General features: G+C 73.6%; 22 protein-coding genes. 15 read left to right on the top strand and 7 right to left on the bottom strand.

Annotated elements, in window-relative coordinates:
* Window positions 1–134: 134 nt before the first annotated feature.
* Window positions 135–416, bottom strand: a complete 282-nt coding sequence (locus ACFVUY_RS33575; RefSeq protein WP_360355341.1) for an HPr family phosphocarrier protein — start codon at window positions 414–416, stop codon at window positions 135–137.
* Window positions 417–644: 228 nt separating this feature from the next.
* Between ACFVUY_RS33575 and ACFVUY_RS33570 the strand changes: the two genes are divergently transcribed.
* From ACFVUY_RS33570 to ACFVUY_RS33555, 4 genes are all read left to right on the top strand, one after another.
* On the top strand, window positions 645–3,461 hold the full coding sequence (locus ACFVUY_RS33570; protein WP_380551294.1) for a GNAT family N-acetyltransferase: 2,817 nt from the start codon (window positions 645–647) through the stop codon (window positions 3,459–3,461).
* A gap of 91 nt (window positions 3,462–3,552) precedes the next feature.
* Window positions 3,553–4,152: a DUF5998 family protein gene (locus tag ACFVUY_RS33565; protein WP_359913254.1), complete on the top strand. Its 600-nt coding sequence runs from the start codon at window positions 3,553–3,555 to the stop codon at window positions 4,150–4,152.
* Window positions 4,153–4,196: 44 nt separating this feature from the next.
* Window positions 4,197–5,384 (top strand): alkaline phosphatase family protein, encoded by a 1,188-nt coding sequence (locus ACFVUY_RS33560; RefSeq protein ID WP_387736069.1) that lies wholly within the window; start codon window positions 4,197–4,199, stop codon window positions 5,382–5,384.
* A gap of 70 nt (window positions 5,385–5,454) precedes the next feature.
* Window positions 5,455–6,111 (top strand): thymidine kinase, encoded by a 657-nt coding sequence (locus tag ACFVUY_RS33555; RefSeq protein ID WP_359913251.1) that lies wholly within the window; start codon window positions 5,455–5,457, stop codon window positions 6,109–6,111.
* Between the two features lie 67 nt (window positions 6,112–6,178).
* Here the strand turns inward: ACFVUY_RS33555 and ACFVUY_RS33550 are convergent, their stop codons facing one another.
* Entirely contained in the window at window positions 6,179–6,922 is a 744-nt protein-coding gene (locus ACFVUY_RS33550) for a VOC family protein (RefSeq protein ID WP_387736180.1), read from the bottom strand.
* Between the two features lie 239 nt (window positions 6,923–7,161).
* Here ACFVUY_RS33550 and ACFVUY_RS33545 point away from each other — a divergent pair, with 239 nt between their 5' ends.
* Window positions 7,162–8,040: a sulfurtransferase gene (locus tag ACFVUY_RS33545; protein ID WP_387736067.1), complete on the top strand. Its 879-nt coding sequence runs from the start codon at window positions 7,162–7,164 to the stop codon at window positions 8,038–8,040.
* A gap of 99 nt (window positions 8,041–8,139) precedes the next feature.
* Here ACFVUY_RS33545 and sepH read toward each other — a convergent pair whose 3' ends face one another.
* Window positions 8,140–9,219: a septation protein SepH gene (gene sepH, locus ACFVUY_RS33540; RefSeq protein ID WP_359913245.1), complete on the bottom strand. Its 1,080-nt coding sequence runs from the start codon at window positions 9,217–9,219 to the stop codon at window positions 8,140–8,142.
* 517 nt (window positions 9,220–9,736) lie between these two features.
* On the opposite strand from sepH, the gene ACFVUY_RS33535 reads away from it, so the two are divergent.
* A complete protein-coding gene (locus ACFVUY_RS33535) occupies window positions 9,737–10,627 on the top strand; it encodes a hypothetical protein (protein WP_387695440.1) in 891 nt (296 codons plus the stop codon).
* Window positions 10,628–10,639: 12 nt separating this feature from the next.
* On the opposite strand, the gene ACFVUY_RS33530 is transcribed toward ACFVUY_RS33535, so the two are convergent.
* Both ACFVUY_RS33530 and ACFVUY_RS33525 read right to left on the bottom strand, forming a co-directional pair.
* Window positions 10,640–11,962: a D-arabinono-1,4-lactone oxidase gene (locus ACFVUY_RS33530; RefSeq protein WP_387695439.1), complete on the bottom strand. Its 1,323-nt coding sequence runs from the start codon at window positions 11,960–11,962 to the stop codon at window positions 10,640–10,642.
* Between the two features lie 105 nt (window positions 11,963–12,067).
* A complete protein-coding gene (locus ACFVUY_RS33525; protein WP_387695438.1) occupies window positions 12,068–13,336 on the bottom strand; it encodes an MFS transporter in 1,269 nt (422 codons plus the stop codon).
* A 132-nt stretch (window positions 13,337–13,468) separates the two neighbouring features.
* On the opposite strand from ACFVUY_RS33525, the gene ACFVUY_RS33520 reads away from it, so the two are divergent.
* Both ACFVUY_RS33520 and ACFVUY_RS33515 read left to right on the top strand, forming a co-directional pair.
* A complete protein-coding gene (locus ACFVUY_RS33520) occupies window positions 13,469–14,611 on the top strand; it encodes a ferrochelatase (RefSeq protein WP_387736065.1) in 1,143 nt (380 codons plus the stop codon).
* 77 nt (window positions 14,612–14,688) lie between these two features.
* A complete protein-coding gene (locus ACFVUY_RS33515; protein ID WP_380551273.1) occupies window positions 14,689–15,507 on the top strand; it encodes an inositol monophosphatase family protein in 819 nt (272 codons plus the stop codon).
* A 158-nt stretch (window positions 15,508–15,665) separates the two neighbouring features.
* Here ACFVUY_RS33515 and ACFVUY_RS33510 read toward each other — a convergent pair whose 3' ends face one another.
* On the bottom strand, window positions 15,666–15,851 hold the full coding sequence (locus ACFVUY_RS33510; RefSeq protein WP_030057688.1) for a hypothetical protein: 186 nt from the start codon (window positions 15,849–15,851) through the stop codon (window positions 15,666–15,668).
* A 444-nt stretch (window positions 15,852–16,295) separates the two neighbouring features.
* Between ACFVUY_RS33510 and ACFVUY_RS33505 the strand changes: the two genes are divergently transcribed.
* The 4 genes from ACFVUY_RS33505 (at window position 16,296) to ACFVUY_RS33490 (ending at window position 20,312) form a co-directional block, all read left to right on the top strand.
* Window positions 16,296–16,949, top strand: a complete 654-nt coding sequence (locus ACFVUY_RS33505; RefSeq protein ID WP_359913230.1) for a response regulator transcription factor — start codon at window positions 16,296–16,298, stop codon at window positions 16,947–16,949.
* A gap of 73 nt (window positions 16,950–17,022) precedes the next feature.
* Window positions 17,023–18,321 (top strand): sensor histidine kinase, encoded by a 1,299-nt coding sequence (locus ACFVUY_RS33500; protein WP_387695435.1) that lies wholly within the window; start codon window positions 17,023–17,025, stop codon window positions 18,319–18,321.
* 232 nt (window positions 18,322–18,553) lie between these two features.
* On the top strand, window positions 18,554–19,540 hold the full coding sequence (locus ACFVUY_RS33495) for an acyl-ACP desaturase (RefSeq protein ID WP_387695434.1): 987 nt from the start codon (window positions 18,554–18,556) through the stop codon (window positions 19,538–19,540).
* Between the two features lie 472 nt (window positions 19,541–20,012).
* Window positions 20,013–20,312 carry a DUF4193 domain-containing protein gene (locus tag ACFVUY_RS33490; protein WP_329924615.1) on the top strand — a complete coding sequence of 100 codons (300 nt, stop codon included), beginning with the start codon at window positions 20,013–20,015 and terminating at the stop codon, window positions 20,310–20,312.
* Between the two features lie 290 nt (window positions 20,313–20,602).
* Here the strand turns inward: ACFVUY_RS33490 and ACFVUY_RS33485 are convergent, their stop codons facing one another.
* Window positions 20,603–21,052: a DUF3093 domain-containing protein gene (locus tag ACFVUY_RS33485; protein ID WP_380350893.1), complete on the bottom strand. Its 450-nt coding sequence runs from the start codon at window positions 21,050–21,052 to the stop codon at window positions 20,603–20,605.
* 135 nt (window positions 21,053–21,187) lie between these two features.
* Between ACFVUY_RS33485 and ACFVUY_RS33480 the strand changes: the two genes are divergently transcribed.
* The 3 genes from ACFVUY_RS33480 (at window position 21,188) to ACFVUY_RS33470 (ending at window position 23,100) form a co-directional block, all read left to right on the top strand.
* Window positions 21,188–21,766 (top strand): PaaI family thioesterase, encoded by a 579-nt coding sequence (locus tag ACFVUY_RS33480; protein WP_359913260.1) that lies wholly within the window; start codon window positions 21,188–21,190, stop codon window positions 21,764–21,766.
* A complete protein-coding gene (gene dut / locus ACFVUY_RS33475; protein ID WP_030239204.1) occupies window positions 21,763–22,230 on the top strand; it encodes a dUTP diphosphatase in 468 nt (155 codons plus the stop codon). The genes ACFVUY_RS33480 and dut overlap by 4 nt, the downstream gene beginning before the upstream one ends.
* A gap of 69 nt (window positions 22,231–22,299) precedes the next feature.
* A complete protein-coding gene (locus ACFVUY_RS33470; protein ID WP_387695433.1) occupies window positions 22,300–23,100 on the top strand; it encodes a DUF3710 domain-containing protein in 801 nt (266 codons plus the stop codon).
* The last annotated feature ends 238 nt before the right edge of the window (window positions 23,101–23,338 follow it).

Here is a 23,338-nt window from a genome sequence, read left to right as displayed (position 1 = left end):
AATCCCCCCGCTCTGCCCCCCGCGGGGGGGGGCCCCCCCCCAACCGCGGGCCCCCGCGACCGCGCCCCACCCCACCCCGTCGGGGGGCCCCCCCCGGGGGGCCCCCCACCCCGATCGGGTGTGTGCTGCGAGGCTCAGGCCGCGGCGGGGAGCTCGTCGAGGCCTTCGGAGACAAGCTTGGCGAGGCGGTCGAGGGCGTCGTCGGCGTTCTCGGCGTCGGAGGCGAGGATGACCTCGTCGCCGCCCTGGGCGCCCAGGGCGAGGAGGCCGAGCATGGAGGCGGCGTTGACCGGGTTGCCGCCGGGCTTGGCGATGGTGATCGGCACGCCGGTGGCCGTGACGGCCCGGACGAAGACGGAGGCGGGACGGGCGTGCAGGCCCTCGGCCCAACCGATGGTGACGCGGCGCTCAGCCATGAGACGTGCCTTTCCGGTGAAGCTGGTCACGGCCGTGCTCAGGGGGAGCGGGGGAAGCGGCCATGTTGTCTAGACCAGTGTTGCACGCAGGCGGCCCCTGGAAACCGCCGCGTTCAGGAGTTGTGATTGTTTCTTTTCGGGGCATAAATCCCGGTCGACGGCGCTGTCCACCCTGCCGTGAGCACACGCCCGGCGCCATTCGGCCCGCCGCCGGATAACCTGACGAATGTGGAAGACCCCGCGGTGGCGAACCCCGAGCAACCCGACTATCCGCAGCACTGGGAAGCGGACATCCTGCTGCGTGACGGCGGCACGGCCCGGATCCGGCCGATCACCCCCGCCGACGCCGGCCGGCTCGTGGAGTTCTACGAGCAGGTGTCGGACCAGTCCAAGTACTTCCGCTTCTTCGCCCCCTATCCGCGGCTCTCCGACAAGGACGTCCGCCGCTTCACCCACCACGACTTCGTGAACCGGGTGGGCCTCGCGGTGGTGGTCCGGGACCGCTTCATCGCCACCGTCCGGTACGACCGGATCGACGCCGAGGGCCGCCCCTGCGACACCGGCACCGACGCCGAGGTGGCCTTCCTGGTACAGGACGCCCACCAGGGCCGCGGCGTGGCCTCCGCCCTGCTGGAGCACATCGCCGCGGTCGCGCAGGAGCGCGGCATCCGCCGCTTCCAGGCCGAAGTGCTGCCGGAGAACCGGAAGATGGTGAAGGTCTTCACCGACGCCGGCTACACCCAGCACCGCAGCTTCGCCGACGGCGTGGTGCACCTGGAGTTCGACCTCGAACAGACCGACCGCTCGCTCGCCGTGATGCGCGCCCGCGAGCACCGCGCCGAGGCGCGCTCGGTGCAGCGGCTGCTCACCCCGCGCTCGGTGGCGGTGATCGGGGTCTCCCGCACCCCGCAGACCGTCGGCCGGGCCATCCTGCGCGACCTGCTGGGGGACGACGCCCCGGCCGACCGCGCGGTGTACGCGGTGAACCGCAACGCCGCGCCCGGCACCGAGCTGGACGGCGTCCCGGTCCACCGTTCGATTCTGGACATTCCCGGACCGGTGGACCTCGCCGTGATCGCCGTCCCCGAGGGCGCCGTCCCGGCCGCCGTCGCCGACTGCGGCGCCCACGGGGTGCAGGGCCTGGTGGTGGTCACCGCCGGCTACGCGGAGACCGGTCCGGAGGGCCGGGACCGCCAGCGCGCGCTGGTCCGCCAGGCCCGCGCGGCCGGCATGCGGGTGATCGGCCCGAACGCCTTCGGCCTGATCAACACCGACCCGCAGCACCCGCTGAACGCCTCGCTCGCCCCGCGCCTGCCCGGCAGCGGCGGCTTCGGGATCTTCTGCCAGTCCGGCGCGATCGGCGTGGCCCTGCTGGAGGCCGCCCACAAGCGCGGCCTCGGCGTCTCCTCCTTCGCCTCGGTCGGCAACCGCTCCGACGTCTCCGGCAACGACTTCCTCCAGTACTGGGCCGAGGACGACGCCACCCAGGTGGTGCTGCTCTACCTGGAGTCCTTCGGCAACCCGCGCAAGTTCACCCGGATCGCCCGCCGGCTGGCCGCCGTCAAGCCGGTCGTGGTGGTCAAGGGCGCCCGGCACACCGGCAGCCTGCCGCCCGGCCACGCCGTCCCCGCCACCGCCACCGGCCTGCGCGACGCCACCGTGGACGCGCTGTTCGAACAGGCGGGCGTCACCCGGGTGGCGACGATCACCGAGCTGTACGACACCGGCGAGCTGCTGGCCCAGCAGCCGCTGCCGCCGGGGGACCGGGTCGCGGTGGTCGGCAACTCCGACTCGCTCGGCCTGCTCACCTATGACGCACTGCTGAGCGCCGGCCTGCGCCCGTGCACCCCCGTCGACCTCACCACCGCCGCGACCGGCGAGAACTTCCGGATCGCCCTGGACGTCGCGCTCGCCGACCCGGCCGTGGACGCGGTGATCGCCGTCGCCATCCCGCCGATCGGCACCTCCGCCCACGCCTTCATGGGCGGCCGGCTGACCGGCGAGGACGACCCGGCGATGGGCTCGGACGACCCGGAGATCGCCGCCGCCCTGCTCGAAGCGGCCCTGCGCGCCCGGGAGCTGGGCAAGCCGCTGCTGCTCACCCACCTGGCGCTGACCGACCTGCCGACCCGGCTGCGCCCCGGCGGCATCCCCGCCTACGCGGCGCCCGAGCGGGCCGTGAACGCCCTCACCCACGCCGTGCACTACGCGCAGTGGCGCCGCCGCACGGCCGAGGCGGAGGAGACGGCGCGCGTCCCCGAACTGGACCGGATCGACGAGCCCGGCGCCCGCCGCCTGGTGGAGGCGGCGCTGAGCACCCGGGCCGCGGTAGCGGCGCGCACCCAGCCCGGCGGCGCCCGGATCACCCTGCCCGAGGCCGGGGCCCAGGAGCTGCTGGCCCGCTACGGGATCGACGTCTCCCCGGTGCGGCCGGCCCCGGACGAGGAGACGGCCGTACGGGCCGCGGGGACGCTCGGCTACCCGGTGGCCCTCAAGGCGACCGCCCCGCACCTGCGCCACCGCCCCGACCTGGGCAGCGTCCGGCTGGACCTGACCGACGAGGCGGGCCTGCGCCGCGCCCACCGCGAACTGGACGCGCTGCTCGGCGGCGCCGCGCAGGCCGAGCTGGTGGTCCAGCGGATGGCGCCGCGCGGCGTGGACACCGTGATCGCCGCCACGGTGGACCCGGCGGTCGGCGCGATCCTCTCCTTCGGCCTGGCCGGTGCGCCGGCCGAACTGCTGGGCGACACGGCGCACCGGCTGGTTCCGGCCACCGACCAGGACGTCGCCGGGCTGATCCGGGAGGTCCGGGCGGCGCCGCTGCTGTTCGGCTGGCGCGGCGCCGAGGCGGTGGACACCGGCGCGCTGGAGGAACTGCTGCTGCGGGTCTCGCAGCTGGTGGACGACGTTCCGGAGATCGCCTCGGTGGATCTCGAACCGGTGGTCGTGGCCCCGCACGGACTGGCGATCCTGGGGGCGCGGGTGAGGGTCGCACCCCTGCCGGTCCGCAGCGATCTGGGCCCGCGCGCGATGAGCACGCTGTAACCTTCCTTGGTTGCGCCCTGCCCGGGCGCTGTTGTCCGAAGCTCGGCGCCGTGCCGCCCGCTTCGTCGGCGGACCATGCCAGGATGGAGATATGGCGAAGACCGGTACCACCACCACTCAGGACCTGCGCTCGGCTATCGAGCGCAGCGGCTACTACCCGGCCCTGGTGTCCGAGGCGGTCGAGTCCGCGGTGGGCCCGGAGCCGATCAGCTCCTACCTGGTGCACCAGGAGACGACGTTCGACGCCAATGAGGTGCGCCGGCACGTGACGGTGCTGGTGCTCACCCCGACCCGGTTCGTGGTGAGTCACACCGACGAGCAGTCCGGGGCCGAGGGCAGCCCGGCGGTGCCGTTCGCGACGACGTCGACGGAGAGCGTCCGACTGGACCGGATCGGTTCGGTCGTACTGAGCCGGATGGTGGCGAACCCCGAGACGTACACCCCGGGCACCCTGCCGCGCGAGGTGGTGCTGACGATCGGCTGGGGCGCGGTGCAGCGCCTGGACCTGGAGCCGGCCGGCTGCTCGGACCCGAACTGCGAGGCGGACCACGGCTACACCGGCTCGGCCACGGCCGACGACCTCTCCCTGCGGGTGAGCGAGGCCGGCGACGGCCCGGAGACGGTGGCCCAGGCGCTGGTGTTCGCCCGGGCGCTCTCCGACGCGACGATCAGCACCAGCCCGCGGGTCTGAGCTCCGCCGCATCCGACCGACCGCACCGCTACGAATCCGGTTCCATGTCCTTCGTTCCTGCCGACGGCTACGACGCCTTCGAGATCCTTGACCCGGCCACGGCCCCCGCGCCCCCGTACGGCAGCGGCTCGCTGTGCGACCTGCTGCCCTCGGTGGCGGCGGGGCTGGGCGTCCCCGGGTTCACCGCGACGCTCCCGATCGCTCCGGCGGACCGGGTGGTGGTGTTCCTGGTGGACGGCCTGGGCTGGGAGCTGCTGCTGCGCCACCCCGAGTACGCGCCGTTCCTGTCCTCGCTCGTCGGGAGTTCGCTGGGCGGCAGCGGCCGTCCGCTGACCGCGGGCTTCCCGTCGACCACGGCGACCTCGCTGGCCTCGGTCGGCACCGGCACGCCGCCGGGCCTGCACGGCCTGGCCGGGTACACGGTGGCGGTGCCGGGCGCCGGCTACCTGATGAACCAGCTGCGCTGGCAGCCGCCGACCGACCCGCACGCCTGGCAGCCGTACCCGACGGTCTTCGAGCGCACCCACCAGGCCGGGGTGGCGACCGCGCAGGTCTCGTCCCCGCTGTTCGCCCAGACCCCGCTGACCAGGGTGGCGCTGTCCGGCGGCACCTTCCTCGGCCGCACCACGGGCGAGGAGCGGATGGACCTGGCGGCCTCCTGGCTGGCCGAGCACGACCGGGCGCTGGTGTACACCTACGTCAGCGAGCTGGACGGTGCGGGCCACCGCTTCGGGGTGGACTCGGACGAGTGGCGGATGACGCTGGACGCGGTGGACCGGCTGGCCCGCCGGCTGGCCGCGCAGCTGCCGCCGCGCTCGGCGATGTACGTGACGGCCGACCACGGCATGATCGACATCGCGCCGGAGGACCGGATCGACTTCGACGAGGACTGGGAGCTGGGCGCCGGCGTCGCCCTGCTCGGCGGCGAGGGCCGGGCCCGGCACGTGTACGCGGTGCCGGGTGCGGCGGCCGATGTGCACGCGGTCTGGAGCGAGGTGCTGGGCGACCGGATGTGGGTGGCCACCCGGGACCGGGCGATCGAGGCGGGCTGGTTCGGTCCGACAGTGGACGAGCGGGTGTACACCCGGATCGGCGACGTGGTGGCCGCGGCGCGCGACGACATCGCGATCGTCGCCTCCCGCAACGAGCCCGGCGAGTCCGCGATGATCGGTCTGCACGGTTCGATGACCCCGGTCGAGCAGTTCGTGCCGCTGCTCGAAGTCCGCGGCTAGCCGGGCCGCGCCGCCCACTTGACTTATCTGTGCCCGAACTCCCTTGATTTGAAAGGCCTTTGCTCCACCCATGGCTGAACTGGTGTTCTTCTCGGGCACGATGGACTGCGGCAAGTCGACGCTGGCGCTGCAGATGGACCACAACCACACCGCGCGCGGCCGGCAGGGCGTGATCCTCACCCGCAACGACCGGGCGGGCGCGGCGACGATCTCCAGCCGGCTGGGCCTGCGCGCCGACGCGGTCGAGGTGACGGACGACTTCGACTTCCACGCGCACGTGGTACAGCGGATCTCGGCCGGCGGGCGGGTGGACTACCTGATCTGCGACGAGGCGCAGTTCTTCGCGGCCGAACAGGTCGACCAGCTGGCCCGGGTGGTGGACGAAATGGGCATCGACGTCTACACCTTCGGCATCACCACCGACTTCCGCACCCGGCTGTTCCCGGGCTCGCAGCGGCTGATCGAGCTGGCCGACCGGGTGGAGGTGCTCCAGGTCGAGGCGCTGTGCTGGTGCGGCGCCCGGGCCACCCACAACGCCCGGACGGTCGGCGGCGTGATGGTGGTCGAGGGCGCGCAGGTGGTGATCGGCGACATCTCGGTGGACCGGGACGAGGTCGGCTACGAGGTGCTGTGCCGCCGCCACCACCGCCGCCGGCTGACCGCCGCGACCGCGCGCGCCTCGGTGCTCTCCCCGGACGTGCTGCCCTTCGAGGAGCAGCAGGCCTGACGGGACCGGCAGGCCCGAGAGGGCCGGCGGCCCGCAGCCACCGGCGCCACCCGGACGGCGCCGGCCGCTACGGAATCACTTCCAGCACGGAGAAGTGCCCGCCCTGCGGGTCGGCGAGCCGGGCGGCGCGGCCGCGGGCGGTGTCGTGCGGTTCGACCAGGACCCGGCCGCCGAGCTCCACGGCGTGACGGGCGGCCAGCCCGGCGTCGCGGACCACGAAGTGGGTGCGCCAGCGCGGCGGGTGGCCGCGCAGCTCGGCGCGGTGCCGGATGCCGGCGACCGGCCGCCCCTGCACCAGCAGCGCGGTCTCGTCCGCGGCGGAGCGGACCGGGCGGCCGAACACGGTGGAGTAGAAGGCGGCGGCGCCCTGTGCGTCGGGGGTGAGCAGTTCGGCCCAGGCCGGGGCGCCCGGTTCGCGGCCGGCCTCCCGGCCGAGGTGCTCCTCGCCCTGCCAGAGGCCGAAGACCGCGCCGGAGACGTCGGCGGCGATGGCCATCCGCCCGGCGCGTTCGGCCTGGAGCGGTCCGACGGCGACGGTCCCGCTGCACTCGCGGACCAGCTGGGCGGTGCGGTCGGCGTCGTCCACGGCGAAGTAGGTGGTCCACTGCACCGGGAAGCCGGTGGCAGTGGAGACGCCGAGGCCGGCCACCGGCGCCCCGTCGAGCTCGGCCCGGACGTAGTCGCCGAGCTGCCCGGGCCCGGGCGTGTACGTCCAGCCGAGCAGGGCGCCGTAGAAGGCGCGGGCGCCGGGCAGGTCGTCGGTCAGCAGGCTGACCCAGCAGGGCGTGCCCTGGGCCAGTTGGAGTTCCACCGCGGGCAATGCGGGCCTCCTCGTGGGTGGTTGGCGCACGGAAATCCACGCGCGCGAGGGTGATGCTTCCACCCTGGCGGGCGCCCAACCCTCGGGCCGCGCGGAAAATCCGGCAAAGACACCACAAAGAGCGGCGGTCCGGGCGTGTCCCGACGGATTCCGTCGGATTTCGCGGGTCGGACCGCGGCAAGGAGCCGGATGCCCCGCCGCCGGTGCCGCACTGCGCGACAATGGCCGCCATGACCACCACCTACAACGACGGTTCCCCGCTGATCTCCGCGGCCGAGCTGCGGGAGGCGCTGGCCTCCGCGCTGCCGCCGGTGCTGCTGGACGTGCGCTACCAGCTGGTCGGCGCCGCGCCGGGCGGCCCGACCGCGGCCGAGGAGTACCGGGCCGGTCACCTGCCCGGTGCCCACTTCGTCGAGCTGGACCGGGACCTGGCCGCCCCGCCCGGCGCCCCCGGCCGGGGCGGTCGCCACCCGTTGCCGGACCCGGAGGAGTTCGGCGAGGCGATGCGCCGCTTCGGGGTGAGTGCGCCGCGTCCGGTCGTGGTGTACGACGGCGCGGCCTCGATGGCGGCGGCCCGGGCCTGGTGGCTGCTGCGCTGGGCCGGGCACCGGGACGTCCGGGTGCTGGACGGCGGGTTCGCGGCCTGGCAGGGGGCCGGGCTGCCGGTGTCGACCGAGCTGCCGGAGCCTGGGGAGGGCGACTTCAAGCCGGTGCCGGGGCAGCTGCCGACGGTGGACGGGGACGGCGCCGCGGCCCTGGCGCGCGGCGGCCTGCTGCTGGACGCCCGGTCCGGGGAGCGCTACCGGGGCGAGAGCGAGCCGGTGGACCCGCGGGCCGGGCACATCCCGGGCGCGGTCTCGGCGCCGACGGCCGGGAACGTGGGCCCGGACGGCCGGTTCCGGCCGGCCGCCGAGCTGGCCGCCCGGTTCCGGGCGCTGGGCGCGGGGGAGCGGGAGACCGCGGTGTACTGCGGTTCGGGCGTGACGGCGGCGCACCAGATCCTGGCGCTGGAGGTGGCGGGTCTGCCGGCCGTGCTGTACCCGGGCTCGTGGAGCGAGTGGTCGAGCGACGAGTCGCGTCCGGTGGCGGTCACCGAGCAGCCGGGCTGAGCCGGCGCGCACCCTGCGGCGGGATCCCCCGGCGGGTGCGCAGCGGTGGGGGGCGCCGGCTCGGCCGACGCCCCCCACCACCGTGCTGCTGCTGCGTTACTACTCCTGCTTCTTGCGCCGGCTGCCGAAGACGATCTCGTCCCAGCTGGGCACGGTGGCCCGGCGCCCGGGCCGGACGCCGTCCGCCTCGGCCTGCCGGTCGGTGGTGCCGACCAGGCGCTCGCGGTGCGGGGCGACGGCGCGCGGCATCAGGATGTCGGCGTAGGCCGAGCCCGCGCCGACGGCCGGGGCGGCCGCCGCAGCGGCCTCCTCGCTCTCCTCGGCGACCTCGGCGGGCACCGGTTCGATCGGGGCGGGGGCGCCGACGGCGAGGTCGCCGCGGAAGGCGGGGACCACGTCGAGCAGGCTGGTCAAGGAGTCCCGGGCCTCGGCGGTGGCCTCCCGCGACTCGCGGACCTCGCGGGCCGACATGATGCGGTCGGCCGAGGGCCGGTCGATCATCGGGCGGGGCGGCCGCTCGTGGGGGAGTCGGGCGATCCGCGGGATGAACGGGAAGACCGACTCCTCCTCGCGCTCGACGTTCTCGCCGATCAGCGCGCGGGCCTCGTCGTCGTTGGGCTGGACCAGGCGCCGGGGCGGGTCGTACGTCCAGGAGGCGCTGCGGCCCTCGCCGTCGGCCCGGTAGGAGAGGATGACCTCCCAGGTGCCGTCGTCGCGCCGCCAGGAGTCCCAGCGCTCGGTCTCCTTCTCGGCGCCGCGCAGCGCGAGCCGCTCGGCGACGGCCTCGCCGAGCTGCGGACCGGGGGACTCGCCGTTGCGGCGGATCGCGGTCTTGCGGGCGCGCTCGGCCATGAAGGCGCGCTCGGCGAGCACCGGGCCCTCGAAGCGACGGACGCGGTCGACGGAGATGCCGGCCGCCTGGGCGACCTCCTCGGCGGAGGCACCGGCTCGTATCCGCGCCTGGATGTCCCGGGGCCGCAGATGGCTCTCGACCTCGATCTCGATCTGGCCGAGGCGCGGACGGTCCCCGCGGATGGCGGCACGCAGCCGCTCATCGATGGGAAGGGTGTACTCCGTGCTGTCGGCAGCCTTGAGCACCAGCCGTGTGCCGTCGTTGCTGACGGCCACAACCCGCAGTTCGGGCACGGTTACCTCCCGGGTGGTGCCTGCCGACGTCACCTGCGTCGCTGCTCCCGTACTGAGTGTGGCCTGCCCACTGGCGACTGGCCACAACCTTGCTGAGTTCCCCGGCGTGTCGGGCTTACGCCCGCGCGCGCCGCTGTGGCACGGTTGCCTTTTTGCCACGCCGTCCGTCGGCGTCGCGCCTGGGTGTCCCGGCCGTCCTCGCACGCGGAGTGTTCGCGACGATCCGGGACCGGCGTCGCCGTGCGTGCCCGTTCAGTGGCTCCTCGTCAAGCTACCGGTGTAGACGTAGTCGACAAGTCGACCCAAGGCTCGGGCTTTACGAACAGTACTCCATTCGTGGCATCCAGCGGGGCGGCTCGCCGCTCAAGTCTCCCGCGATTCACGGGAATCTCAAGAGCGCGCTCCCCCAATGGCGGACCACCGTCGGATGAACGGTGATCATCTTCACACAATCCGGGTGCGGAGAACCGCATTTTCGTCCCTTGTGTCCTTCTTTGTGCAAGATGGAGAGCCTTGTTCGAGGAACAGTCGTACGGACCGAGGGATGTTGATGCCGGAGCGGAGCCCCGCCGAGGAGGGCGGAAAGGCCAAGGAGGAGCGCAGGCGCATCGATCTGAGTGTGGCTCAGGTCGCGGCGAGTGCGCTGGCCACGGTGGTGGGCGCGCTGCTGGCCTCCGAGCTGGGGGTGTACGGCACGATCCTGGGCGCCGCCGTGGTGAGCATCGGGGCCACCACCGGTGGCGCGGTGTTCCAGCACATCTTCAAGCGGACCGGTGAGCAGCTGCGCGAGGCGGTGGACCGGGGGCCGAACCAGGCCGCCAACACCCTGCGGCAGGCGCCGGTGGAGACCGGGCCGTCCGGGACGCGGGCGCAGCCGCCGGTGATCACCTCGGAGTGGAACGAGCCGCAGGTGGTGCGGGCGCGCCGGCGGTGGGGCTGGAAGACGTACGCGGCGGTGTCCGGGCTGGTCTTCGTGCTGGCGATGGCGCCGATCGTGGCGTTCGAACTGGCCACCGGGCAGCCGGTGTCGGCGACGGTCAAGGGCGAGTCCGGCAACGGCACGTCCTTCGGCGGGGCGCTGACGTCCAAGTCCGACAAGTCCGACCGGCCACAGGACGCCCCGACGGACCGGCCCGCCCCGGGCGGCCGCCCGGGCCAGGACACCGCGCCGTCCGGCGGCGCCTCGGCCCCGGCGACCACCCGGCCGAGCCGGGAGCCGGGCGACACGCCGAGCACCGGCGCGGGGACGGCCTCGCCCTCGGCGGGCCCGGGCGCGACCCCGTCGGCCGGCGCCTCCCCGTCGGCGGGCGGCGGGAAGCCCGGCGGCGGGACGACCCCGCAGCCGCCTGCGCCGAGCGACGCCCCGGCGAGGGAGCCGCTGAAGGAGCCGGCGAAGGCGCCGGTGGCGCCGTCGGCCGACGGGACCACCGCGACCCCCTAGGACATGCGCCGGTCAGGCGCCCAGCACCCGGCGCAGGTAGTCGTTGCCGAACACCCGCTGCGGGTCGACCTCGTCGCGCAGCGCGATGAAGTCGCCGAAGTACGGGTAGACGCCGGCCAGGTACTCGGCGTCGCGGGTGTGCAGCTTGCCCCAGTGCGGCCGGCCCTGATGGGCGGTCATCAGCTGTTCGACGCCGGTGAAGTAGCCCTGGTCGGCGGTGCCCCGGTAGAGGTGGACGGCGATGTAGGCGCTGTCCCGGCCGGAGGCGGTGGAGAGCCAGAGGTCGTCGGCGGGGGCGAAGCGCACCTCGACCGGGAAGCTGACCTTCCAGTCGGAGCGCTCGACCAGGGCCTTCAGTTCGCGGAGCACCTCGCCGACGGCCGCGCGCGGCACCGCGTACTCCATCTCCACGAAGCGGACCTTGCGCGGGCTGGTGAACACCTTGTACGCGGTGTCGGTGAAGCTGCGCTCGGACCAGGCCCGGCTGGCCATCGAGGCGATGGAGGGGATCGAGCCGGGGAAGCGCCGGCCGACCCGGCAGGCGCCCTCCCAGACGGTGTTGGAGAGGAAGTCGTCCTCCAGCCACTCCTTGAACCGGGGCAGCGGGGCGGCCGGGCCCTGACTGCGGTTGTTGCGCTTGGTGGCGCAGCGGTCGGTGTGCGGGAACCAGTAGAACTCGAAGTGCTCGTTGACGGCGGTGAGGTCGTCCAGGCGCTCCAGCACCTCGTCGAAGCCCATCGGCTGTTCGTGGGCGGTGAGCAGGAAGGCCGGCTCGACGCCGAAGGTGAGCGCGGTGATCACGCCGAGGGCGCCGAGGCCGAGCCGGGCGCCCTGGAAGAGCCGGGGGTTCTCGGTGGGGGAGCAGTGCCGGACGCTGCCGTCGGCGAGGACGATCTCCAGGGCGCGGATCTGGGCGGCCAGCGAGCCCGAGTCGCGGCCGGTGCCGTGGGTGCCGGTGCTGGTGGCGCCGGCCACCGTCTGGACCTCGATGTCGCCCATGTTGGTCAGCGAGAGGCCCTCGGCGGCGAGGACCCGGTTGAGCCGGTGCAGCGGGAGGCCGGACTCGACGGTGATGGTGCCGGCCTCGCGGTCGATCCCGCGGACGGCGGTGAGCGCGTGCGGGCGGATCTGGACGCCGTCGCCGGCGGAGGCGATGGAGGTGAAGGAGTGGCCGGAGCCGACGGCCTTGACGGTGCGGCCCTGTTCGGCGGCCCGCAGGATCTCCTTGGCCAGTTCCTCCGCGGTGCCGGGGGCGGCGGCCCGGGCGGGCCGGGCGCTCTGGTTGCCGGCCCAGTTGGTCCACCGGGTGGGGGTCGCGGTACTGGCCTGGGGCATTGCGCTGCCTCCTGCTCCGTGGCCGAACGGGTCGGCGCGGTCCGGGGCGGCGCTACCGCCCTACCCGCCGGTACGGCCCGCGGGTAGGGCGAGAGACTAGTCAGTTCACCGGTCGGCGTCTACGGGTCGTCCGGCCCCGTCGGCGGCCGCCTCGGCGGCGGGTTCGGTGGTCAGTCCGGCGCGCAGCCGGGCGAGGCCGGCGAGGGCGGCGACCACGCCGAGCAGGCCCGCGGCCAGCGGCACCCAGTAGCCCGCGGCGGCTCCGGAGGCGTCGACCACCCAGCCGCCGGCCGAGGACCCGACCGCGACGCCGAGGGCCAGGCCGGTGGTGGTCCAGGTCATGCCCTCGGTCAGCTGGGAGGCCGGGACGAGCCGTTCGACCAGGGCCATCGCGGTGATCAGGGTGGGGGAGATGGCGATGCCGGCGATCAGCAGCGCGGCGCCGACCGCGACCAGCCCGCCGACGCCGTGCACCGCGTGGGCGACCAGCAGCAGCGGCACCATGCTGACCGCCATGAACAGGACGCCGACGAGGAAGCGCACCGCCATCGAGCCGGTGAGCTTGAGGGTCCCGAAGACCACCCCGGCCAGGCAGGAGCCGAGCGCCCACAGGGCGAGGATCACGCTGGAGATCGACTTGTGGCCCTGGGCCTCGGCGTAGGCGACGGTGACCACCTCGACCGAGCCGAAGATCGCGCCGGTGGCGACGAAGGTCACGATCAGCACCTGGAGGCCGCGGTTGAGGATGACCGAGCCGCCCGCGTGCCGGGCGGCCGGGTGAACCGGCGGCTCGGTGGAGCGCTGCCCGGCGAACAGCAGCACGCCGACGGCGAGGAAGATCCCGGCGAGCAGCACGCCGGCCTCGGGGAAGACGGAGGTGGCCAGGCCGATGGAGAGGATCGGGCCGACGATGAAGCAGACCTCGTCGACCACGGCCTCGAAGGAGTAGGCGGTGTGCAGCTTGCCGGTGTCCTCGCGGTAGAGGTGGGCCCAGCGGGCGCGGACCATCGCACCGGTGCTGGGCATCACTCCCATGCCGGCGGCGAAGAGGAACAGCGTCCAGTCCGGGGCCTCCAGCCGGGCGCAGAGCAGCAGGCCGGTGACGGCGACGACGGTGATCGCCATGGCGGGGACGATGATCCTTCGCTGGCCGTGCCGGTCCACCAGCCGGGAGACCTGGGGGCCGAGGATCGCGGCGGAGACCGCGAGACAGGCGGAGACCAGGCCGGCCACTCCGTAGGAGCCTCTGAGCTGGGACAGCATGGTCACGATGCCGATCCCGGTCATGGAGATCGGCAGTCGGGAGACGAAGCCGGTGGAGGAGAAGGCCAGAGTGCCGGGGGAGGCGAATATCTGGCGGTAGCTGGACAGCACGGGAGCTCCGGGCAAGGGGAGTAAGGAACAAGGCTGGCAAAGACAGCTTACGTACGTTGGCAAACGGTATTTTCCGGACACCAGCGCGGCCCCCGCGACGGCGCCCGGCCCCTCAGTGGCAGGATCGGTGCCATGTCCGACGCGCGCAAACCCTCCCCCTCCGGCGCCGCCCCGTACGACGCCCTGCTGCTGCTCTCCTTCGGCGGGCCCGAGGGCCCCGAGGACGTCGTCCCGTTCCTGGAGAACGTCACCCGGGGTCGCGGCATCCCCAAGGAGCGGCTGAAGGAGGTGGGCAAGCACTACTTCATGTTCGGCGGGGTCAGTCCGATCAACGGGCAGAACCGCGAGCTGCTCGCCGCGCTGCGCAAGGACTTCGCCGAGCACGGGCTGGACCTGCCGGTCTACTGGGGCAACCGGAACTGGGCGCCCTACCTGGTCGACACCCTGCGGGAGCTGGCCGCCGACGGCCACCGCCGGATCGCGGTGCTCGCCACCAGCGCCTACGCCGGCTACTCGGGCTGCCGCCAGTACCGGGAGAACCTGGCCGACGCGCTGGCCGCGCTCGCCGAGGAGGGCGTGCCGGCCCTGCGGGTCGACAAGCTGCGGCACTTCTACAACCACCCGGGCTTCGTCGAGCCGATGACCGACGCCGTCCTGGCCGCCCTGGCGGAGCTGCCCGAGGCCGTCCGTCCCGGCGCCCGGCTGGCGTTCACCACCCACTCCGTCCCGGACTCGATGGCCGAGACCTCCGGCGCCCCGGACGACCCGGCCCGCGGCGAGCCCGGCGGCGCGTACGTCGCCCAGCACCTGGACGTGGCCCGGCTGATCGCCGCCGCCGTGGCCGACCGCACCGGCGTGGCCGAGCGGCCGTGGGAGCTGGTGTACCAGAGCCGCAGCGGGGCCCCGCACACCCCGTGGCTGGAACCCGACGTCTGCGACCACCTGGAGGCCCAGCACGCCGACGGCGCGCCCGCCGTGGTCATGGTCCCGATCGGCTTCGTCTCCGACCACATGGAGGTCAAGTACGACCTCGACACCGAGGCCGTGGCCAAGGCCGCCGAGCTCGGCCTGCCGGTGGCCCGGGCCGCCACCGTCGGCGCCGACCCCCGGTTCACCGCCGCGGTGCGCGAGCTCGTCCTGGAGCGGGCCGCCGTCGAGCGCGGCGAGCGGGTGACCCGCTGCGCCCTCGGCACCCTCGGCCCCAGCCACGACGTGTGCGCGGTGGCCTGCTGCCCGAACCCGCGCGCCCCGCGCCCGGCCGTCGCCGAGCACTGACCGCCCGTCCCGCGCGCCCCGTCCGTCCCGCGCCCCGCGTCCGTCCCGCCCGTCCCGTCGCTCCGGAGGAGAACCCCGTGCCCACCCCCGCCCTGCCCGACGACCGGCTCCTCGACGACCTGCTGGAGGTCGCCCTGGACGCGGCCCGGCAGGCCGGCGCCCTGCTGCGCGACGGCCGCCCCGCCGACCTCGGCGTGGCCGGCACCAAGAGCAGCCCGGTCGACGTGGTCACCGAGATGGACCTCGCCTCCGAGAAGCTCGTCCTGGAGCTGATCACCGACCGCCGCCCGGAGGACGGCTACCTCGGCGAGGAGGGCGCCGAGCGGCCGGGCACCAGCGGGGTCCGCTGGGTCGTGGACCCGCTCGACGGGACGGTCAACTACCTGTACGGGCTGCCCTCCTGGGCGGTCAGCGTGGCCGCCGAGGTGGACGGCCGCGCCGTCGTCGGCGTGGTGTACGCCCCGGCCCGCGGCGAGCTGTTCCACGCCGTCCTGGGCCGCGGTGCCCGCCTCGACGGCCGGCCGGTCTCGGCCCGCCCGGCCCCGCCCTGGGGCCAGGCGCTGATCGCCACCGGTTTCAACTACGTCCAGTCGGTGCGGGTCCGGCAGGCCGAGGTGCTGCTGGCGCTGATGCCGCAGGTGCGCGACATCCGCCGGGGCGGGGCGGCCGCGGTGGACCTGTGCGACGTCGCCGCCGGGCGGCTGGACGGCTACTACGAGCGCGGCCTCGCCCCCTGGGACCGGGCGGCCGGCTGCCTGATCGCCGCCGAGGCCGGGGCCCTGGTCGGCGGCCGTCCCGGGCACGGCCCCGACGGCGAGCTGACCGTGGCCGCCGCCCCCGGGGTGTACGAGCCGCTCCAGGAGCGGCTGGCCGCGCTGCGCGCCTGGGCGGACTGACCGGTTCCGGCCGCCCCGCCCGCGGAACCCGCGGGCGGGGCGGCCCCGGACATGCGAAGAGCCCTGGCATACGGGGAATGCCAGGGCCTGGGTTTCGCACGGCCCCCGCAGGGCCGCTGGTGCCGGAGATCCGGCGACTGGTCGGTGTGCCGGACGGGTCAGGCAGCGGTGCGGTGGCGCTCCAGCACCGTGTCCACGCCGTGCTCGGCGGCGAGTCGGCGGAGGTCGTCCAGCTCGGACTGCTCCACCTCGGCGAGGAACTCGTCCCCGGCCTCGATCGCGCGGTGCAGATCCTGCTCGGCGTTGGCTATGCGCTGCAGGATTCCGGCCTTGAAGGCGTCCATACGGGCCCCCTTACTGTGTCGGACGTGCACGGTCGTGCGCTCTCCGCCCCGAGGAGGTCCAGCCGGTGAAAGCACCGAGCCCGGATGGTGGTGAAGGTCCGGATAGGTGCGGAGACGGCCCTTCGGCCGCTCCCGGTGATGTCCCAGCCCCAGGGCCGGCGCGGATGAACGCACGGCGGGTGGGTGCGACCGGCCGTCAGCCAGATCGCGGGTGTGCAGCTGTCCTCCCCGCCCCGGAGGGCGGGAAACCTCCCGGCGGAAGAAAGTTGCCTGTGTCACAGTCCAAGCGGAGTGGTGCGGGTGCGAACGATGACGGCCGGGGGCTCCGGCTCCGTGCCCGAGGGGCAGCTTATCGCTGCTTTACCGCCGGACCAGGCAGGATGGAGGCACCGTCGGAGCCGTGCGTCCGCTTTCCGGGGCCGGCCTGGAGAAGGGACAACCACCGTGCGGGTTCTCGTCGTCGAGGACGAGCAGCTGCTCGCCGAGGCCGTCGCGACCGGCCTGCGCCGCGAGGCGATGGCCGTCGACGTGGTGTACGACGGGGAGGCCGCGCTCCAGCGCATCGCGGTCAACGACTACGACGTCGTCGTCCTGGACCGCGATCTTCCGCTGGTGCACGGGGACGACGTCTGCCGCAAGGTGGTCGAGCAGGGCCTGGCCACCCGGGTGATCATGCTGACCGCCTCCGGCGACATCAGCGACCGGGTCGAGGGCCTGGAGATCGGCGCGGACGACTACCTTCCGAAGCCGTTCGCCTTCAGCGAACTCGTCGCCCGGGTAAGGGCGCTGGGCCGCCGCGCGACCGTCCCGCTGCCCCCGGTACTGGAACGCGCCGGCATCTCGGTCGACCCCGGCCGGCGCGAGGTGATCCGCGACGGACGCACCGTCCAGCTCGCCCCCAAGGAGTTCGCCGTCCTGGAGGTGCTGATGCGGGCCGGCGGCGCCGTCGTCTCGGCCGAGCAGCTCCTGGAGAAGGCCTGGGACGAGCACACCGACCCGTTCACCAACGTCGTGCGCGTCACCGTGATGACGCTGCGCCGCAAGCTCGGCGACCCGCCGGTGATCGTCACCGTGCCGGGCTCCGGTTACCGGATCTGACGACCGGAGTCCGCCCGACCCCGGACTCCCCGCCGTACGCGCCCGCCCCGGCGGACGCCCCGAGAGGATCATCATGACCACCCCGCCCCCAGCCGGCGGGGCCTCCGGCGCGCCCGCCGGCGGCCCGCGTGCCGTCCCGCCGAAGCCCCTGACGCCGCCGCGCGTCCACCGCCCCGGGCACTACACCCCCGGCGACGGCATGCTCGCCTGGCTGCCCTTCCGCCCCACCATCCGGATGCGGCTCACCCTGCTCTACGGCGGGATGTTCCTGATGGCCGGCGTGGTGCTGCTGCTCCTGATGTACGTGTTCTTCCAGGACGCCGTCTCGTACCTGGCGCCGCGCAAGCTGGTCTTCGACGGCAGCCTCCGGGTCACCAGCCCCGACGGCATCAGCACCACCATGAACAGCACCGACTACAACCAGTGGCAGGCCGCCGACTACCTGGCGCGCTCCAACTCCGCGCTCAACACCCTGCTGCGCAAGTCGCTGACCATGCTGGTCTGCCTCGCCGTGATCGCCTTCGCGGCGGGCTACGCGATGGCCGGCCGGGTGCTGCGCCCGCTCGGCCGGATCACCCGCACCGCCCGCGACGTGGCCACCTCCGACCTGCACCGCCGGATCGAGCTGGACGGCCCGGACGACGAGCTCAAGGAGCTCGCCGACACCTTCGACGGCATGCTGGACCGGCTGGACCGCTCCTTCGACTCCCAGCGGCGGTTCGTCGCCAACGCCTCGCACGAGCTGCGCACCCCGCTGGCGATCAACCGCACCCTGCTGGAGGTCCAGCTCTCCGACCCGGCGGCCTCGTCCGACCTCCAGCAGCTGGGGAGGACCCTGCTGGCCACCAACGAGCGCAGCGAGCAGCTGGTCGAGGGCCTGCTGCTGCTCGCCCGCAGCGAGAACGAGCTGACCGACCGGCGCCCGGTGGAGCTGTCCGAGGTGGCCACCCGGGCGCTGGAGCAGACCCGCGGCGAGGCCGACAAGCGCGAGGTCGAGCTGCGCTCGAAGCTCGATCCGGCCATGGCCGGCGGCAACGGCGTACTGCTGGAGCGCCTCGCGCTCAACCTGCTGCAGAACGCCGTGCGCTACAACACCCCGGGAGGCTGGGTCGAGCTGGCCACCACGGCGGTGCCCGGCGGCGGCGAGCTGGTGGTCTCCAACACCGGCCCGGTGGTGCCCGGGTACGAGCTGGAGCACATCTTCGAGCCGTTCCGCCGGATCAAGGGCGCCGACCGCACCCGCAGCGACAAGGGGGTCGGGCTCGGCCTGTCCATCGTCCGCTCGGTCGTGCGCGCCCACGGCGGCACCATCGAGGCCACGCCGCGCGCCGGTGGCGGACTCACCATGAGGGTCCGCATCCCCTCTCCGTAAGGGTCGAACGACCCTTCCGTAGGCGACCGTTCCCAGCCGCCCCCGTCAGGCCCGTCAAGACGACATAAGGCCTGGCGGGGGCGGCTTGTCTTTTCCGGCCCGAGCAACTTACGGTGTCGTAACCTACGCAACCGTAGGTGAATCCGCCGGCGGCCCGTCTGCGGGTCCGCACGAAGTGTCCCCGTCTCAACGCGCCCGTCCCAGCGCGTGCCGTCCCCTCAGGAGCAAGACCGTGACCATCGCCCCTGTGCAGAGCAGCAGCTCCCCGCTCGTCGCGAGCGGCTGGACCGACGCGCGCCTGATCCTCGCCCTCGAAGAGGTCGTCGAGAAGGAGCTCAACCGCCACCTGGCCGTGGCGAAGGAGTGGATGCCCCACGAGTTCGTCCCGTGGAGCCAGGGCCGCGACTTCGACGGCGTGCTGGGCGGCGAGGCCTGGTCGCTGGAGCAGTCCCAGGTGACCGCGGTGGGCCGGGTGTCGCTGGTGGTGAACCTGCTGACCGAGGACAACCTGCCCAGCTACCACCACGAGATCGCGACCATGTTCGGCCGCGAGGGCGCCTGGGGCACCTGGGTGCACCGCTGGACGGCCGAGGAGGGGCGCCACGGGATAGCGATCCGCGACTACCTGCTCGCCACCCGGGCGGTCGACCCGGTGGCGCTGGAGCGGGCCCGGATGAGCCACATGTCCGAGGGCTTCGAGTCCGACAACGCGCACAGCATGCTGCACTCGGTCGCGTACGTGGCCTTCCAGGAGCTCGCCACCCGCATCGCGCACCGCAACACCGGCAGGTATGCCGGCGACCCGCTCTGCGAGCAGCTGCTGGCGAAGATCGCCAACGACGAGAACCTGCACATGGTCTTCTACCGGAACCTGCTGAAGGCCGCCCTGGAGATCGCCCCGGACCAGGCCATGCGGGCCGTCGCCGACGTCGTCACCGACTTCCGGATGCCCGGCCACGGAATCCCCGGCTTCGAGCGCGCCGCCGCGCAGATCGCCCTCGGCGGGGTGTACAACCTGCGTATCCACCACGACGACGTGCTCCAGCCGGTGCTGCGCCACCTCAAGGTCATGGAGATCGGCGGGCTCGGCCCGGAGGGCCTGCTGGCGCAGAACGAGCTGGGCGTCTTCCTGGACGGGCTGGACGACCAGGCCCGGAAGTTCGAGGAGCGCCAGGCCGCCCTGCTGGCTCGCCGCGCGGCCCGGAAGACCGCCGGCTGAGGTCCGGCACCGGGCGGTCGGAGTGGGTGGATTTTCCGTGGTTTGACCAGGAAGATTCTTAACGTGACCAAGCTCACATCGTGTCGCTCCGCGATTCCGGGCAACCCCGGAGAGTGATCACCGGCCCAGGGGTGCCGATCGCCGTCCGTGACCGGATTTCGGCCCCCGGCCGGTCCACGGGATCGGTCGGTCTCCCTGGTGGGCACGGGATTTCCCGGGCGCCGGCACCGGTCTTGCTCACTGTGCGTGTCCGGTTTATCGGGTCCGACAGGGGTCGGCGATGGCCCAGCGTGAGGCCTTCCGCAGGCCCGGGGATCACCCCGATGGAGCCCGGGCTGAGTGTCGATTGAGTAACAGGGCTTGAAGTAAGGCAAAATCTCCGCCTCGGGTCGGGCACAAGACCGACCCCCCATGCGTTACGTGCGCTGGAGATACCGCACACACCGCACAACCCGGAGGGGGAGAGCGACAAATGGCAACCGACTACGACACCCCACGCAAGACCGACGATGACGTCAACGAGGACAGCATCGAAGAGCTCAAGGCTCGGCGGAACGACAAGGGCGGCAGCTCTGTCGACGTCGACGAGTTCGACGCCGCGGAGGGCATGGAGCTTCCCGGCGCCGACCTCTCGAACGAGGAACTCGCCGTCCGTGTCCTGCCGAAGCAGGCCGACGAGTTCACCTGCATGAGCTGCTTCCTGGTTCACCACCGCAGCCAGCTCTACAGCGAGAAGAACGGCAACCCGATCTGCCGGGACTGCGGCGCCTGAGCACCGCGGCGGACAGGGCCCGGTGCCCGCGGCTGCGCCCGCGGGACCGGCACACCGCTCCTTCCGGCCCCGGGCAGCGGGGCCGGACGGCAGGTCCGGGTACCGTCCGGCAGGACGGGCCCGGGAGGACGGAGTCGGCCGGGAACCCGGTCAGGACAAAGTCGTAGGGACGGTCCCGCAGCAGCGGAACCGTCCCTCTCGGTTTGTCCGGCCTCTTCGGTTCGTCCGGTCGGCCCCTTCGTCCGTCCCGGGTCCCGGCCCGGCCGGCTCACGGCCGGCTCGGGCCCGCCTCAGGTGCGGGCGCCGCGCCGGGCGTCCTCCAGGGCCTCCGCCAGCTTCATCGGCGAGCGGGTCGACAGGTAGAGGTACGGCGTCGGGTCGGCCGGGTCGGTCACCTCGACCCGCAGCGCCGTCGGGACGTAGCTGCGCAGCAGCATGAAGGCGCGCGGATCGGCCTTGGGGCCGCGCCAGGCCGCCGCCTCGGCGGGGCTCAGCGCCTGAGCGTCGCCGAGAGCGTCCACCGGGATCCTGGCCGGGCCGGCCACCAGTGAGCCCTGGACCACGCGGATGCGGGCCGAGCCGTAACTGCTGATCGCGACCGCGCCGGCGGCGATGCCGACCACCAGCCCGATCAGCGCGGCCGGACCGCTGACCCGGATCAGGATCAGCGCGAGCGTGAGACCCACCGCGATCGGGAGCAGCCACCAGGAACGCGGCACCGTGAGGCGTTCGTCGTACATGCCCCCCATTGTGGTCGCCCTGACGTCCGGCGCGGGACGCCACCCCCACCGGAGGCCCGCTACCCCTGGGTAGGGTTGGCCCCCGTGACCGGTACGACAGCCCCCAGCACCCCCACCGACCGGCCGGCGCCCGTCATGCCGCCGACCCCGACCACCCCGCCGCCGGACGCCGTCCTGCCGGAGCGCCACCCCCGGGCGCCCGCCCCCGGCACCCGGCTCGGCTCCCACTACGAGCACTGCTTCGGCTGCGGCCCGCAGCACCCCGGCGGCCTGCGGATCGACGCGGTCGCCGGCGAGGGACTCGACGTCACCGCCGAGTTCGCCGTCCGCGACGCCCACCAGGGCGGCCCGGGCCTGGCCCACGGCGGGCTGCTGACCACCGCCATGGACGAGACCCTCGGCACGCTCAACTGGCTGCTGCACGCCCCCGCCGTGACCGGCCGGCTGGAGACCGACTTCCTCAGCCCGGTGCCCGTCGACTCGGTGCTGCACCTGCGCGCCTGGATCACCGGCGTGCACGGCCGCAAGATCTACAGCGCCGCCGAGGCGCGGATCGGCGGTCCGGACGGACCGCTCGCCGTCCGTGCGCAGGCCCTCTTCATCCAGGTGAAGCTGGAACACTTCACCACGCACGGTCGTCCCGAGGACATCGAGAAGGTCCTCGACGACCCGGATCTGATGAAGCGCGCACGAGCCTTTGAGGTGAACCCTTGAGTGATACCCCCCGCCCGCAGCTGGACGTCCTGATCAAGCGCATCGACCCCGAGCTGCCGCTGCCCGCCTACGCGCAGCCCGGGGACGCCGGTGCCGATCTGCGCACCACCGTCGACGCCGAGCTGGCCCCCGGCGAGCGGGCCGTCCTGCCCACCGGCATCGCCGTCGCCCTGCCGGACGGCTACGCGGCCTTCGTCCACCCCCGGTCCGGGCTCGCAGCTCGTTGCGGCGTTGCCCTCGTGAACGCCCCGGGGACGGTCGATGCCGGGTACCGTGGAGAGATCAAGGTGATCGTCGTCAATCTGGACCCGCGCGAGGGGGTCAGCTTCCGCCGAGGGGACCGGATCGCCCAGCTGGTGATCCAGCAGGTCGAGAAGGCCCGTTTCCACGAGGTGGAGGAGCTGCCTGGGTCGGCACGTGCCGAGGGCGGGTTCGGGTCGACCGGCGGCCACGCCGCGGTCTAGCATGCCCGCGGCTTCGCAGGAAGCCGAGCAGGTATTCGCATCGGTCTTGGACCGGGAAGGACAGTGACCGTGTTCCGTCGTCGCCAGAAGAGCGAGGACGCTGTCGAGCAGCTCGCCGACGACGCCATCAGCGCCGACGAGACGGCCGATGACGTCGAAGGTTCCGCCGAGAGCGAGAACGTGACCGAGCTGGACCCGGCCGACAGGGTCGGCCTGCCGCCGGCCCCCCGGCCGGACGGTCCGTGGGACCACTCCGAGCTCGAGAACCCCGAGGAGGGGCGAGTCGACCTCGGGGGTCTGCTGGTCCCCGGTGTCGAGGGCATGGAGCTGCGCGTCGAGGTCGCCGGTGACGCGATCGTGGCCGCCACCCTCGTGCTCGGCAACAGCGCCATCCAGCTCCAGGCCTTCGCGGCCCCGAAGTCCGAGGGCATCTGGGGGGAGGTCCGGGAGGAGATCGCCAACGGCATCACCTCGCAGGGCGGCCTCATCGAGGAGGAGGAGGGCCCGCTCGGCTGGCACCTCCGCGCCCAGGTCCCGGTGCAGCTGCCGGATGGCACCCAGGGTGTGCAGCTGGTGCGGTTCGTCGGCTGCGACGGCCCGCGCTGGTTCCTGCGCGGTGTGATCTCGGGCCAGGCCGCGGTGCAGCCGGAGATGGCCGGGATCCTGGAGCAGGTCTTCCGGCAGACGGTCGTCGTGCGCGGCGAGTCCCCGATGGCTCCCCGTGACCCGATCGTCCTGAAGCTTCCCGAGGACGCCCAGATGGTCGCCGACGGTGGCGGGGCCGCCGCCGGCGGCGAGGGCGACAACCGCTTCGGCGGCACCTCGCTCGACCCGTTCGCGCGCGGTCCGGAGATCACCGAGGTCCGCTGACCCGGCTCCGACCGGCTCCGACCGGCACTGATCGCCCCTGCCCGGACCCCCGGGCAGGGGCGATTTGCATGTGACGGGCCGGTCCCCGTACAGTTCCGGAGTCGCCGCGGGAGACCGGGGCGACAAAGCGGAAAGCAAATCCGATGAATGAAACTCCGGAAAACGGAGCGGAAAACATCTGATAAGCTGGAAACACGAAAGAACGAAGCCCGGAGGGTCCGCTGGAAGGCGGTCCGAA

It is taken from the genome of Kitasatospora sp. NPDC058063 (assembly GCF_042885395.1).
GTDB classification, from domain to species: Bacteria; Actinomycetota; Actinomycetes; order Streptomycetales; family Streptomycetaceae; genus Kitasatospora; species Kitasatospora lactacystinica.
Note: the sequence above shows the minus strand (reverse complement) of the source record. Positions and strands in the feature narration are given on the sequence as shown.

Bases quoted from the DNA above. Each gene is read 5' to 3' on its own strand.
- ACFVUY_RS33575 (WP_360355341.1), bottom strand. From the start codon at position 416: ATGGCTGAGCGCCGCGTCACCATCGGTTGGGCCGAGGGCCTGCACGCC.
- ACFVUY_RS33565 (WP_359913254.1), top strand. From the start codon at position 3,553: ATGGCGAAGACCGGTACCACCACCACTCAGGACCTGCGCTCGGCTATC.
- ACFVUY_RS33560 (WP_387736069.1), top strand. From the start codon at position 4,197: ATGTCCTTCGTTCCTGCCGACGGCTACGACGCCTTCGAGATCCTTGAC.
- ACFVUY_RS33555 (WP_359913251.1), top strand. From the start codon at position 5,455: ATGGCTGAACTGGTGTTCTTCTCGGGCACGATGGACTGCGGCAAGTCG.
- ACFVUY_RS33545 (WP_387736067.1), top strand. From the start codon at position 7,162: ATGACCACCACCTACAACGACGGTTCCCCGCTGATCTCCGCGGCCGAG.
- ACFVUY_RS33535 (WP_387695440.1), top strand. From the start codon at position 9,737: ATGCCGGAGCGGAGCCCCGCCGAGGAGGGCGGAAAGGCCAAGGAGGAG.
- ACFVUY_RS33530 (WP_387695439.1), bottom strand. From the start codon at position 11,962: ATGCCCCAGGCCAGTACCGCGACCCCCACCCGGTGGACCAACTGGGCC.
- ACFVUY_RS33520 (WP_387736065.1), top strand. From the start codon at position 13,469: ATGTCCGACGCGCGCAAACCCTCCCCCTCCGGCGCCGCCCCGTACGAC.
- ACFVUY_RS33510 (WP_030057688.1), bottom strand. From the start codon at position 15,851: ATGGACGCCTTCAAGGCCGGAATCCTGCAGCGCATAGCCAACGCCGAG.
- ACFVUY_RS33500 (WP_387695435.1), top strand. From the start codon at position 17,023: ATGACCACCCCGCCCCCAGCCGGCGGGGCCTCCGGCGCGCCCGCCGGC.
- ACFVUY_RS33490 (WP_329924615.1), top strand. From the start codon at position 20,013: ATGGCAACCGACTACGACACCCCACGCAAGACCGACGATGACGTCAAC.
- ACFVUY_RS33485 (WP_380350893.1), bottom strand. From the start codon at position 21,052: ATGTACGACGAACGCCTCACGGTGCCGCGTTCCTGGTGGCTGCTCCCG.
- ACFVUY_RS33480 (WP_359913260.1), top strand. From the start codon at position 21,188: ATGCCGCCGACCCCGACCACCCCGCCGCCGGACGCCGTCCTGCCGGAG.